Source organism: Paenibacillus sp. FSL H7-0350, assembly GCF_038593195.1.
Taxonomy (GTDB): Bacteria; Bacillota; Bacilli; order Paenibacillales; family Paenibacillaceae; genus Paenibacillus_AQ.
In genome coordinates this window covers 3110416-3123162 of the sequence record NZ_CP151972.1, presented here as the reverse complement: position 1 = coordinate 3123162, position 12747 = coordinate 3110416, and the positions used below count along the sequence as shown (strand labels likewise).

The window sequence follows — 12747 nt, the reverse complement described above, 5'->3', positions numbered from 1 at the left end:
TTAAACAGCGATCGGAACAACGGTCCGTTCACGCAGCGTCCACCCAAGTGTCCACGTTGATCCCGCACCAAATAAAAAGCTGTCCCAAGCGCCACTTCATGGCTTTTGGTGACAGCCTTTTCAGCTTGAGCAGAATAGTTTGAACGCCTATAGCTGATATTATTCTTTAGGGATTAATTCAAAGATCTTGCCGGTTTCAAGCGACTCGATCAGCTTCAGCAGCCAGCGGTAATATTTAATGGCTTCCTCAATCTTGATCTCGTCGGTGTGGAGCAGGCGAGAGAGGTCCGGCTCGTCCGCATAATCGGTTTGCATCTGCCGGATTTCGGCGAGCGATTTGTTCAGGGCGGTCATATTCCCTTCCACTGCTTTTCTCCATTTAATAGAGAAGTAATCGCTGAAGTTCTGATGCCAGTCGGGAACCACCTCGAACAGATCCTTGCGGGTACCTTTGCCCCAGACTTTATCAATCATCTTCAAATCAAGCAGTGTACGGACTCCAGTACTCATGGAGGTCTTGCTCATGCCCATGGTGCGGCTTAGCTCATCCAGTGTAACCGGGCCCTCATTAAAGTACATATAACCGTATAAATGCCCGATGGACAAGGTGATGCCGTATAAATCCATATTTTTACCGATAGAATCGATTACCCGTTCACGGGCCTTGCTGATTTTCTCTATTTGCTCGGGCAGAAGCCCCTCTAAATCGTTCATGATGTCCCTCCTGAGGATTAGGCTGACAGGCTACATGCCTCTCCTACTGTATTGTAATCAAATCCCCATCCAGAAGTAAAGAATTCATGCGGAACGGAATTTGGCGTTAAACAGAGTATTCTATACGTAAAGTACGTAAAGTTAAAACTGTACACTAAATTTTTAGCGAATATGAGCTTTGCTTCTCTTTTCGTAAGTCCGTTACACTAGGTCAGTAGCAGCAGGCGCGATAAACAGAGATAGAGAAGGAGGTCAACATGGCAATTATAGAGGTGAAACAGTTAACCAAAGTATTCGGTCATGATGCAGCACGGGCGCTTCCATTATTAGAACAAGGCTGGTCCAAAGAAAGAATCGCCAAGGAAGCCAAGCTGACAGTCGGTGTGAATAAAGCCGAATTCAGCATTGAAGAGGGAGAAATATTCGTCATTATGGGATTGTCGGGCAGTGGGAAGTCCACGCTCGTCCGTCTATTGAACCGGCTGATTGAGCCGACCGGAGGACAGGTGCTGTTCAAGGGTAAGGATGTTGTCAAGATGAATCCGGAGCAGCTTCGGGAATTCCGGCGGAAGAATATCGGCATGGTCTTTCAAAAGTTCGCGCTGTTCCCGCACCGCAGTGTGCTGGCTAACGCAGAATACGGACTGGAAGTCCAGGGTGTGGAGAAAAGCAAACGAACACGGCTGGCCATGGAGGCTCTTGAGCTTGTAGGGCTGAAGGGCTGGGAGAATCACCGTCCGGATCAGCTCAGCGGAGGCATGCAGCAGCGTGTCGGCCTGGCGCGCGGTCTGGCCAATGATCCTGACATTCTGCTGATGGATGAAGCCTTCAGTGCGCTTGATCCGCTGATCCGCAAGGATATGCAGCAGGAACTACTGGAGCTGCAATCCAGAGTGAAGAAGACGATTGTCTTCATCACGCATGATCTGGATGAAGCGCTGCGGATCGGGGACCGTATTGCCCTGATGAAGGACGGGGTCATTGTCCAGATCGGATCGCCGGAAGAAATTCTGATTCAGCCTGCGAACAAATATGTGGAGCGCTTCGTCGAGGATGTGGATCTGTCCAAGGTGCTGACAGCTTCCCACGTGATGCGTCAGCCGGAGATGATCCGCCCGGAACGCGGACCCCGGGTCGCTCTGCAGCTCATGCGGGACAGCGGCGTATCAAGCCTCTATGTGGCGGATAACGAGATGCGGCTGCAAGGTCTGCTGACTGCGGATAATGCCTCACAGGCCTTGAAGGAGAACCGCAGCATACTCGATGTGATGCTGCGTGATATTCCCCGTGTTCAGCCAGATACCCTGCTGAATGATCTGTTCGAGCTGATGTCGGAGACGCATCTGCCCGTTGCTGTAGTAGGGGAAGGCGAGAAGCTGAAGGGCATTGTGATCAAAGGGGCTGTGTTGTCTGCCCTGGCCGGTAACGCGGTTCCGGAAGGAGGATTAGTCTGATGAATTTACCCAAAATACCGCTCGGAAAGGGCGTAGAATGGATCGAAGATTGGCTCACCACCTACTTCGGACCGATATTTGACTTCATTCATGCTGTGATCGGCGGAATGGTGAGCGGGATTGATGCGGCGCTGAATTTCCTGCCCGCAATCGTACTGACCCTTCTGATCGCCGCTCTGGCCTACTGGATCGGCAAATGGCGGATGGCGCTGTTCGCAGTGGTCGGACTCCTGCTGATCGATAATCTTGGATTATGGGGTCCCTCGATGCAGTCGCTGGCTCTTGTGCTGACCGCTTCCATCTTGGCTGTAGTTATCGGGGTTCCACTGGGGGTATTCTGTGCGCAGAGCAAGACCTTCCAGAACATTGCTACTCCTATTCTCGACTTCATGCAGACGATGCCGGCGTTCGTGTACTTGCTTCCGGCCGTGTCATTCTTCTCGCTGGGGGTCGTTCCCGGTGTCATTGCTTCTATTATATTCGCGATTCCGCCAACCATCCGGCTCACTAACCTGGGTATCCGTCAGGTCTCGCCCGAGCTAGTGGAGGCGGCGGATGCCTTCGGTTCTACGGCAGGGCAGAAGCTGTTCAAGCTTCAGCTGCCGATCGCCATGCCGACCATTATGGCCGGTATTAACCAGACGATTATGCTGTCGCTGTCCATGGTGGTCATCTCGTCCATGATCGGCGCCCAGGGGGTCGGGGCTTATGTATACCGTGCGGTATCACAGGCCAAGACTGGTGCGGGCTTCGAGGCGGGGATTGCCATTGTCATTATCGCGATACTGCTGGATCGTCTGACCCAGAAGCTGTTCAAACCCAAACAACAAGGATAGGAGTGTATAATTAATATGAAGAGAACTCATTCGATGAAACGCAGACCGTTAATGATGATCATGCTGCTGATGGCAGTAATTCTGGTAGCTGGTTGTTCGTCTAATAATAACAGTACGGTGAAGCTGGCCTATGTGGCCTGGGATTCCGAGATCGCCAGTACAAACGTAGTCAAGGAAGTGCTGGAGACGAAGCTCGGCATGAAGGTGGAGATGCTGCAGGTCGATGCCGGACCGATGTGGGCAGGGATTGCTGACGGAAGCGCAGACGCCATGGTAGCCGCCTGGCTGCCAAGCACGCATGCCTCTTATCTGGAGAAATACGGCAAGGACATTGAGGATGCCGGTGTGAATCTGGATGGAACGAAGACCGGGCTTGCCGTCCCCGCCTATATGGAGATCAACTCTATTGAGGATCTGAACAATGCGGAAATAGCGGCAACGCTGGATAAGCGGATTATTGGGATTGAGCCTGGAGCCGGAATTATGACGGCTACGGAAAAAGCGCTCGAAGCCTACGGCTTGAGCGATTATACGCTGCTGGAGAGCTCATCGGCGGCGATGGCGCAGGAGCTGCAGAAGGCTTTTGACAAGAATGAACCGATTGTAGTCACCGGCTGGACTCCGCACTGGATGTTCGCCAACATGGACCTCAAGTACCTGGACGATCCGAAGAATGTCTACGGCGGAGCCGAGCAGATTCACACTATGGTCCGTAAAGGCCTGAATGAGGATATGCCGGATGTGCACAAGTTCCTGAGCCAATTCAAGTGGACCGCAGAGGATATGGAGCAGGTTATGGTCAAGATTCAAGGCGGACAGTCGCCTGAAGAAGCAGCCAAGGAATGGGTAGAGAGCAATGAAGCCAAGGTGAATGAGTGGACGGCTGGCATCTCTGCATAGGTGAAAACTGGAGGGTTCAGTGATCTGGCGGCGATGACCGATGTGTGCTATGATGAGAGAAAATAAGCAACAATTCTGTAACTTGTACCGCTAACCTTTGTCCTTTTACTAGTCCTGATTTAGCGGCTCATCAAGTAGAATATATCAATTTATGGTCAATAAACACCCCGCAAGGGGTGTTTTTCTTCAACAATTAATCTTTCATTAATGAGCGGTTCCTTTACATGCTGCAAGGAGTCAGGAAAGGAAGAGCGCTCCATGACCGAGATGATCAATGCCTGGATTGACTGGCTGCTGCAGAGTCTTGGACTTAGCGGCCCGTATATTGTATTCGCTACCTTTCCGCTCGCCGTGCTGCAAAGCTTGTTCGGATTTTTCCCCCTGGCGATTCTGATTGTGCTCCATGTCTCTGTATTCGAAGTGATCGGCGGGATGGCTGTCAGCTGGCTGGCCTGCAACCTGGGCGCGGTATTCGTCTATTTTCTCTTCCGGCGGTATCTCTTCGACTGGTTCGACCGCAAATGGGGCTACAAGCTCAAGAAGTATGAGAAATGGCAGACCTATCTGGACCGTTACGGCATCTGGACCCTGGTGCTGCTGCGTACGATTCCGATTGTGCCCAGTAATATCATCAACCTGATGTCGGCCGTGTCGCCGATGAAGCCGGCAGCTTTTGTCTGGGGGACGGTGCTCGGCAATCTGTCTTTCATCTGGCTGTTCGGTACGCTCAGCTCCTCGTTAATTGTCCCGCGTGAGGACTGGAACGGTTTTCTGTTGTGGTACGGCGTGTTTATGCTGATTCTGCTCGCTATCTTTGTCCGGCTGCATTGGGGGCATCTCCAGGAGGATAAGCGCAAGCGGACGGGGCATTAGGTTCAGGAAGATGCTCGATATGCTGGATAAAAGACACTCCACTTCAAGGCTAACCCCACATTGTGGGGTTATTTTGCGTGTGTGCTGAATAGCCTATTAGTACAGGGAGCGGCTTGACCGCAGGAATGTCGGGAGGGACTGCAGGGCATGGGCAGAATCAGAAAATGGGGGAAACGGAGCGCAGGCGTACCGCTCTTCGGGCGTCTGCGGCTGCCGGACTTCAACGGAAGCGGACTGAGGGGGACGGTCGGGCGCCGCCAGGCCTTCAAGGCCAAACCGTCCAGAGCGGGAATCCAGCCGCCGCACTCGGGTTCGGGAGCAAGGTTCGAAGCGAAGCCGTCAAGACCCGGCGCGGGTCTGCCTGGCCGGAGCTGGGGACGGAGCGGGGGCTTCGTGGCGAAGCCCTCCAGATCCGGCGTCCGGCTGGACGGGAGCGAAGCAGGCTACGGGTCAGCCAAGCCTTCCGGGGGAGCAGCAGGCGCTCCGGACCAGCGGGTCTGGCGCAAAGCCGGGCGCGGCGGCTTCCGTCTGTTCCGCAGGAGGGAAGGGAAGTGGCAGGAAGCTGCCGGGGGCAAGGGGCAGAAGCCGCGCAGACGGGGCAGATTCTGGATCGTTCTGAGCCTGCTGCTGCTTCTGGCAGTGCTGCAGGGGCTGCGTTATGTGGAGCAGCATCTGAAGCCGCCGATTCTCCATCTGGCCCAGATCCGGGTGAAGCAGATCGCCACGGAATCGATTAACAAGGCGATTACGTCCCAGGTAGCAGACGGGGGGAATGCCGAGGCGCTGATTGACTGGAAGACCGACAAGAACGGCAAAATCTCCGGCTTCATGCTCAACTACAAGGAGCATATGCGGATTACCTCGCAGGCCGCTGAAGTCATCCAGTCCACACTACAGGAGCTGCATAACCGTACGGAATATATTCCGCTCGGGCAGGCGCTCGGCAGCCCGCTGATTGCCTCCTATGGTCCGGATATTCCGATTAAGGTAGAGCCTCAGGGGGCAGTGAAGGTGGAGCTGAACACACGGCAGCAGAATGCCGGAATCAATATGATTCTCGTTGAAGTCTTTATTCATATTGTTACCGAGGTAGCCGTCGTCATTCCATTTGATATGGAGCCGCAGGTGGTGGATACAGAGATCCCCGTCTCCTACCTGATGGTAGTCGGTGACGTTCCGATGTACTACTATGATAATCAGGGCAAGCCTGTCGGCGAGAACGGCAGCAGCGCCCCGGGCATCGCTATTCCGGCCCCTTCGCTGAGTACCGGGAAGAGCAGCACCGGCGAGGACAGCACACCAGCAGGCAGCGATAACAGCAGCTCAGGCTCCAGCGGATCAGGCGGACATGCGGGCAGCGGAGAGACTGAGGCGCCCGCCGGAAGCGGCAGCTCTGTGCCCGGTGTGAATGCCGGGGGTGGGAATGAGGGCGGTGGCAGCGAATAGCAATGGTAATTATAGGGATATATACCCCGACACACTCATACATTATAGACAGCATAGTTTGACTAATGGAGCGTGATGTTGGGTGTCTTATGGAGCGATGGAGGATAGGAGTGCGGGGAAGGGTTGGGATGCTGCAAAAGCGGACCGTACGGAGCGGCTGGCTGCAAGGTACAGCTATCTGGAACGGGAGGGCCTGCTGCCCCTGCCGGTGCAGGGAGGGATTACGCTGGTGGTGGAACTGCGTCATGCGCCGTGGTCAGCGGAGTGTCTGAGGCTGCTGCTTCAGCATTCCGGGCCAGCGGTGCGGGTGACTGCGGTTGCCATGACCGCTGATTTTCCGCTGCAAGCGTTGTCGGAGCAGTTCTCCGGGGAAGCAGGAATGCGGTTCCTTCCTTATAGCGAGGGTGAGTATAGGGTGAATGAGGCCTTGGCTTATGCCGAGACCTCTTTTGCCGTGCTGCTGGAGGACTGTGTCATGGTGGCTCCGGGCTGGCTCGGGAATCTACTATGGCCGCCGATTGATGATCCTGCGGTGTTAGTTGTCGCTCCTTGCTCCTCCACGGAGTGGGGAGACGGGCAGCGGCAGCTGCATTTTGCCGGATATGCTGAGCTGGCTGCGTACACCGCCCATACGCTGGAGAAACAGCAAGGGGAATGGAATTATACGGAGGTACTAACCGGTTCCTGCCTGCTCATAGCCACAGAATTGCTGCTGAGGGTAGGCGGGTTCGATGCTTCTCTGGGCGAACGCCGCCTGATCATCGCGGACTGGTGTCTGCGGGCCCGGATGCTGGGAGCGGAGCTTGCGCGCAGTGACTCGGGCTATGTTCATGTGCTGCATAGGCTGGAAGCGGAGAGTGTGAAGGCGGGCGGCATTGAAGTCTGGGGGAAGGGCGAACAGGCTTATCTGCAAAAATGGAATCTGAACAGCACCCTCTCCCCTGCGGGTACGCTCCAGATTCCCCGTGATCTCACAGCCTGCCCTCCGCAGCCGGTCATTCCGCTTAGCCGGGATACGGTTGCCGCTCTGCTGGTTACAACGGTCGTGTATTTCGAAGAGAACTGGACGGCGGCGGATTCCCGCGAACGGCAGCAGATGCTTCAGGAGAGCCAGAGCTACGGGAATATCCGCTGGGTGTGGGTGAGGGACAGCTGGAGCCAGTCTTTTCCGGAATTTCCGGTGCATGAGCGGGACGCTGTGATTACCGTTCACGGCGAGAAGGCATGGCTCCATGCGCTGGAGAATATCTCGGCACTCTACGGCAGTGAGATCATAGTCTACTTGTCGGCTTGTGCGTCGTATGATAACCGCTATGTGGAGAGAATGGTCCGGGTTCTCCGGTATAGCCGGGCGGATCTGATTGTCAGTTCAGACGATCATGCCGCAGAATCCGGGCTACCACGCACAAGCGAAGGGATTCCGCAGGTTCTTCCGCTTGAACGCATTGCACACCGAAGCGGAAGAACACCGGGGCGGATTGTGAAGCGGGAGGGCCATCTCCGCAGTCTGGAGCTTGTGCCGGACCCGGAGTTGTCTATAGATTATGCAGGAGAGACAGCAACAACGGGTGCGGGACCGGGCAGCCTTGATGAAGCCTTGCCGGGGGAGGGCCGCTTATGAACTATATTGTGCTCAGCCGCACGGCTTGGGAGGATTATGAGTATAAAAGAATGCTGGAGCTCCTTCCGGAGCGCGGGGAGGTCTGCTTCGCCGGAGCGATGACCCCGGTCCAGCAGCGGAGCAGCCAGGTCAGGTCTGTAACTCTGCCGGAAGTGTACAAACTGGATACCGGAGAGTATACGCTGCTGGTCTCATCGCCCTACTGGCTGCCAGATGTGCTGGCTCTACAGCCTGCTTATACTGTGGCTCTGCTGGAGCCTTGCCCGGATGGGGAAGATGCTGTGCTGTGGGATAAATACAGTTCGTCTCTTGGAGCGCTCTCTGATCTTGCCGGAACCTCCTCGGAACGGATCTATCTGGAGCAGAATCTGCGCCGGGGCCAAGTGGTCTATCTGAATGGAGATGAGCCGGTGTCCTACGGACTTCTCCGCCGGGGGGAGCGGCTGTATTTTCTCACGGATGCTGAGGCGGTCTGGAACAGGGCATTGACGGAACTATGGCATCCGCCTGATGCGGTGAACAGCGGGGAGACGTATCTGGATATCCAGCGCAGGCTCCGTACCCGTTTCTATCTCTCGATGTGCGCCAAGTTGCCCGGTGAGCCTTCGGTGCATTATTTAGCGGCTTCTTACTTATATCTGCAAGGAGATGAGACAGCTGCGCAGCTTCTGGCCCAATCCTTTGAGCTGATGCTGCTGCATAATTATACGGATTGTCTGCATTCACATTACCGGTTCTTCTCAGCGATTGAAGCGAAGCAAGGGAATCTTGCGCTTGCAGTCCGGCAGTATGAGATTACGGCGTTTACAGACGAGGAGCGGGCAAGGGGTATGCAGATGAAGCAATGGCTGCACGGGGGTGAGGCCCAGCAGGGGCTGCTCTGTGCAGAGCTTATGACGGTGAATGAAGACTACGCGGCAGCCATTGAATTGCTGGGCCAGTTGCCTGAGCCGGAGGCCCAGCAGCGGCTACTGCACAATTATATCGCGACCTTCCAGTGGGAGAAGGCGCTGCAGCTTCATCAGGAGCTGGCGGCCGAAGGAACGGTGGCGGAAGCGGGAAGTGCGGGACTGCTGGGGCTGGCGGGGAGCCTGCAGGATGCGGGGAAGGTAGGGAATGCGGGAAGCAGCAGCGCGGAAAGTACGGAAGGGAAGACGGGGAGTATCCAGGGGGCAGGCACGGATGGGGATGAGGGAAGCAGGCAGGGAGCAAGCCCGGTAAAAGAGATTTCTCCTGCGGATGAGCTGGCAGAACGGAATGCCGGGCAACTGTCTGTGATTGAAGGGACCCTGCATCTCTTGTACGGCAGGCGCCATGAGGCTATCCGCAGCTTCCTGCGCTGCGCGGGTGCGGATCAGGGGGCGCGGCAGCTTTTTGCTGAAATGGCAGATCTGGAAGAAGCGGTGCAGAAGTTAAGAGGAGGGGCTACGGGTGGGTGACCACAGGAATGAACCGCTGCGCAAGGCTTCCGGCAACCGCCTGACGGCGATGATGCAGGTGCGCAATGAAAGCGGCCGGTATCTGGAGCAGGTTCTGCGGGATCTGAGCGAATTCGTCGATGAGATCGTCATTGTGGATGACGGCAGCACGGATGATACGGTGCGTGTGTGCCGCTCTTTTGCCAAGGTGAGCAAGGTGGTGACGCTGGAGCACTCCCTCTTCAGGCGGGAATGGGAGCTGCGCCAGACGCTCTGGGATCTGGCCGTATCCACGCGGCCGGACTGGCTTGTGTCGGTAGATGCTGATGAGTTCTACGAAGAGCGGGCCAAGCAGGAAATGCGGCATCTGATCAACCAGGATGTCTACGATTGGGTGGCCTTTCGGATGTATGACTTCTGGGGCGGCACGACCCATTACCGGGAAGATGAGCTCTGGAATCTCCATACGAGGCATACGCGCACACTGGTGCGTTATCTGCCCGGCTTCTATTATTTCACCCCGCAGATGGATCATCACGTTCCCCGGCTGCCGCTATCGTATGCGGTGCTGCCAGGCTTCCTGGCCGAGCTGCGGGTGAAGCACTACGGCTGGGCCTTGGAGCCTGACGCGCTGCGCCGCAAGTACGACCGCTATATGGAGCTTGACCCTGAGGGCAAATGGGGAAGTCTGGAGCACTACCGCTCCATTCTGGATGAGCACCCCCGGTTGGTGGAGTGGGGGGATTGACGTAGATCATAGCCTTATTTTCATGTATATTCATACTTGGGATTGGAGCAGCGGCTCCCCAAAATGAGCATAATATGGATTGTATGGAGGCTGGATTCGGTGCAAAGTATTCATGATAATGAAATTGTCTCCTATAACATTGATTTACAAAATGCCAAAATTACATTGCACACACTGGGCGGCAAAGGAAATCTGGTTCCTGTCACTATTGAGTTTGTTAATGTTCTGATGCATAGGTTTGAAACGCAGTTGCGGGGGAGCATTATCCTTGATATTAGCACATTTGAAATCAGTCGGTTTGTCAAAAGTAATAAGGAATTGTTAGAAGAACAAAAGGATTCCGCCTGGCCGATGTATTATGAAAAGATAGAGGACTTGCTTGACCTTGAGGGAGCTATCCCTCAGGGTCTTTCGTTTTCCATATGAGTGTTTCAAGAGGATTTGTAAAGCTAATATTTCAAAGATTGAGTGAGGGGGGAAAGCCAAGCGTAACCTTAGATATTGTTATGTCTGTCATCCCCGCTCTGAAGCGCAGACTTCACAAGCAGCAGCCACGGAATGCTGCCTGTAGCGGAGATGTTGCCCTGTGGGCGAACCTCCGCCGCAAGAAGCAGCATGTGGTAGCTGAGGCCAGTGATTGCGGCAGTGCTGCCGGATTGGCGAAGCGTCTGTTCATCGGCGGGCGTAAGCTGCGGGACCTGCCCGCATGACTGTGCAATGGCTGCATAGAGCAGCCATTCCGCAGCATCACCAGGAAGGCTATAGTGTTGTGATTGCCGGGTGTAATCTGCACACCATTGCATTTTAAATGAAACAGGTGCATCCAGTAGTCCTCGCAGCAGCGGCAGGGGAAGTCTGCTCCAGAGAAAGCGTGCAGCGCTAGTGGGCCTGCCCAGCAGGAGTAATGTATCCCAAGCGCCTGCCTGAAGGAGCAGTTGTGCTGCGTAAGAATAATCTGCGAAGGTTAGCGGTGTGTCGGTATGGTGCTCCGAACGGGCAGCGCTGTCCGTGTCAGGAGCCGGGAAGGTACCTTCTGCCGGAAACAAAATTATTGAATGCTCATCGGCCCCATGCTCCGCCGGGCCTGCCTGCAGCCCCGCGAGCCGGCGATGCGCGGCTGCAAGTCCGGGCGGCAGCTCCGCCAGCCGCCTCAGGCCTTGTCCTGCCGCGGCGATTCCGCCGCTGCGGCAGGACAAGGCCCACAGATAGCCGGATATCCACGGGTTATCCGGCGCATCCTCCCGCATCCGCGCAAGCCCGGCGGATGCGGCCCCGGGCTGTTCCGGGTCCCGGAACAGCGTCCCTAGCAGCACCTGAAGCACCTGCCGGATATCCTCCGGCAGATGCGGTGCTGCGAGAAGCGCCGCCAGCCATGGGGCGGCGCGGGCATTGAGTGCGGCAGGCACCAGCCTGCTCAGCACTCGCCGGGGCAGGGCAGGGAGCAGCTGACGGGTGAACACCGCCAGCTGCTCCGCTTGCCCGGACAGCAGGCACAGCGTGGCCAGCTGCTCCCAAGCGGCAAGATCGTCAGGCGAGTAGAGTATCGCCTGCCTGTAATGCTCCATGGCTTCCTCGTAGAGGAACAGCCGCTCGCAGACCCGTCCGGCGAATAGGCGGGTGCGGCAGGTTCCGCTGCCGGAGGAGGAAGGGTATTTATGTGCGGTATCCCCGCTGTCCAGTGCCCGCTGAAGCAGAGGGTACGCCCGCCATACCTGCCCTTGCTCCAGCAGCAGCCCGGCATAGCTCTCCAGCAGATCGGTGAAATCTGCATACAGCCCAATCCCGGCCTGATAGACAGACTCCGCGTCCGCAGGCCGCCCGCCCCCTTGGAGGGCAAAGGCTGTCTTGAGATACAGGTCAGCGGTATACCCGGAGTCTGGTGGAGCTTCCTCTAGCAGAGGCAAGAGAAGATCTGCCGCCGCCTGATATTGTCCCTGCTGGTAATATTCCGTGCCCAGTGCGTACCGCAGAGGAACGCTGTCTGGTTCAAGCCGCAGAGCAGCGAGAATCAGCTGCAGATTGCGGCTGGCTTTGTTTTTGCGCTGAAGCTCATCATCCAGATATCCGTAGTGATGGACAGGCAGACGGGCATAAGCGATATGTCCTCCGGGGAGGCTCCAGATGCTGGAGGCCACCTCCTCATGAATGCTCCCGCGAAAACAGATACGTGAATCATTACGAAACAGCCGGCACACATTGTCTGTCACGTATTCCCGCCCTGAGGCCTCACCCACATAATGAATAAAAGGCAGGAAATACCCGTCCGCACACTCCGATTCTAGCAGACACTCTAACTCCTCCCGCTTCCAGTCCGCAAGGGCTTCATCTGCATCCAGCACCAGAATCCAGCCATAGGAGGCCAGCTGTAGGGTATGATTACGGGCTTTGGAGAAATCATGCTCCCAGGGCAGCCGGATCACCCGGGCACCGAACCTGCGGGCGATAGCCATACTGTTATCCTCTGATCCGGTATCTGCGATGATGATCTCCGAGACCATACCCTGAACAGACAGCAGGCATTGCTCCAGATGCTGTGCCTCATTCCTGACGATCATGCAGAGCGAGATCCCGGGAGTATCCATGGTCTGTAAGCTCCTTTCTGACAGTATCTGATTGAAAAAGCGGGAGTGCAAAGCAAGCGGAGCGGATATATTCCTGACGGACTGGAGAGCCGTTATTTCCCTCAAAACAGCACTTTTTACCGAGTGGCGGACGGAGAGGACCCTATTGTCTCTCT

At 55.9% G+C, this 12747-nt stretch carries 11 protein-coding genes; 9 read left to right on the top strand and 2 right to left on the bottom strand.

Features of this window, described 5'->3' with window-relative positions:
* Positions 1–159 precede the first annotated feature (159 nt).
* A complete protein-coding gene (locus tag NYE24_RS14240) occupies positions 160–714 on the bottom strand; it encodes a transcriptional regulator (protein WP_036701793.1) in 555 nt (184 codons plus the stop codon).
* A gap of 257 nt (positions 715–971) precedes the next feature.
* Between NYE24_RS14240 and NYE24_RS14235 the strand changes: the two genes are divergently transcribed.
* The 9 genes from NYE24_RS14235 to NYE24_RS14195 all read left to right on the top strand — a co-directional run bounded on the left by NYE24_RS14235 (position 972) and on the right by NYE24_RS14195 (position 10436).
* Positions 972–2168, top strand: coding sequence for a glycine betaine/L-proline ABC transporter ATP-binding protein (locus tag NYE24_RS14235; RefSeq protein ID WP_036701791.1), 1197 nt, complete (start codon positions 972–974; stop codon positions 2166–2168).
* On the top strand, positions 2168–3004 hold the full coding sequence (locus NYE24_RS14230; RefSeq protein ID WP_036701789.1) for a proline/glycine betaine ABC transporter permease: 837 nt from the start codon (positions 2168–2170) through the stop codon (positions 3002–3004). Before NYE24_RS14235 ends, NYE24_RS14230 begins: the two co-directional genes overlap by 1 nt.
* A 15-nt stretch (positions 3005–3019) precedes the next feature.
* Positions 3020–3904, top strand: a complete 885-nt coding sequence (locus tag NYE24_RS14225) for a glycine betaine ABC transporter substrate-binding protein (RefSeq protein ID WP_235218591.1) — start codon at positions 3020–3022, stop codon at positions 3902–3904.
* Between the two features lie 258 nt (positions 3905–4162).
* Positions 4163–4777, top strand: coding sequence for a VTT domain-containing protein (locus NYE24_RS14220; protein ID WP_036701786.1), 615 nt, complete (start codon positions 4163–4165; stop codon positions 4775–4777).
* A 609-nt stretch (positions 4778–5386) separates the two neighbouring features.
* Positions 5387–6223 carry a sporulation protein YunB gene (gene yunB, locus NYE24_RS14215; RefSeq protein WP_342479240.1) on the top strand — a complete coding sequence of 279 codons (837 nt, stop codon included), beginning with the start codon at positions 5387–5389 and terminating at the stop codon, positions 6221–6223.
* Positions 6224–6305: 82 nt separating this feature from the next.
* Complete coding sequence (locus tag NYE24_RS14210; protein WP_342478944.1) at positions 6306–7844, top strand: hypothetical protein; 1539 nt, start codon at positions 6306–6308, stop codon at positions 7842–7844.
* Positions 7841–9283 carry a hypothetical protein gene (locus tag NYE24_RS14205; protein WP_036701783.1) on the top strand — a complete coding sequence of 481 codons (1443 nt, stop codon included), beginning with the start codon at positions 7841–7843 and terminating at the stop codon, positions 9281–9283. Before NYE24_RS14210 ends, NYE24_RS14205 begins: the two co-directional genes overlap by 4 nt.
* Positions 9276–10010 (top strand): glycosyltransferase, encoded by a 735-nt coding sequence (locus NYE24_RS14200; protein WP_342478943.1) that lies wholly within the window; start codon positions 9276–9278, stop codon positions 10008–10010. Before NYE24_RS14205 ends, NYE24_RS14200 begins: the two co-directional genes overlap by 8 nt.
* A 99-nt stretch (positions 10011–10109) precedes the next feature.
* The gene (locus tag NYE24_RS14195) at positions 10110–10436 is read left to right on the top strand and encodes a hypothetical protein (protein ID WP_076160982.1); all 327 of its coding nucleotides are present in this window, start codon (positions 10110–10112) and stop codon (positions 10434–10436) included.
* Between the two features lie 68 nt (positions 10437–10504).
* Here the strand turns inward: NYE24_RS14195 and NYE24_RS14190 are convergent, their stop codons facing one another.
* Positions 10505–12592: a glycosyltransferase gene (locus NYE24_RS14190; protein ID WP_342478942.1), complete on the bottom strand. Its 2088-nt coding sequence runs from the start codon at positions 12590–12592 to the stop codon at positions 10505–10507.
* Positions 12593–12747 lie beyond the last annotated feature (155 nt).

Bases quoted from the DNA above. Each gene is read 5' to 3' on its own strand.
- NYE24_RS14240 (WP_036701793.1), bottom strand. From the start codon at position 714: ATGAACGATTTAGAGGGGCTTCTGCCCGAGCAAATAGAGAAAATCAGC.
- NYE24_RS14225 (WP_235218591.1), top strand. From the start codon at position 3,020: ATGAAGAGAACTCATTCGATGAAACGCAGACCGTTAATGATGATCATG.
- NYE24_RS14230 (WP_036701789.1), top strand. From the start codon at position 2,168: ATGAATTTACCCAAAATACCGCTCGGAAAGGGCGTAGAATGGATCGAA.
- NYE24_RS14220 (WP_036701786.1), top strand. From the start codon at position 4,163: ATGACCGAGATGATCAATGCCTGGATTGACTGGCTGCTGCAGAGTCTT.
- NYE24_RS14205 (WP_036701783.1), top strand. From the start codon at position 7,841: ATGAACTATATTGTGCTCAGCCGCACGGCTTGGGAGGATTATGAGTAT.
- NYE24_RS14190 (WP_342478942.1), bottom strand. From the start codon at position 12,592: ATGGATACTCCCGGGATCTCGCTCTGCATGATCGTCAGGAATGAGGCA.
- NYE24_RS14235 (WP_036701791.1), top strand. From the start codon at position 972: ATGGCAATTATAGAGGTGAAACAGTTAACCAAAGTATTCGGTCATGAT.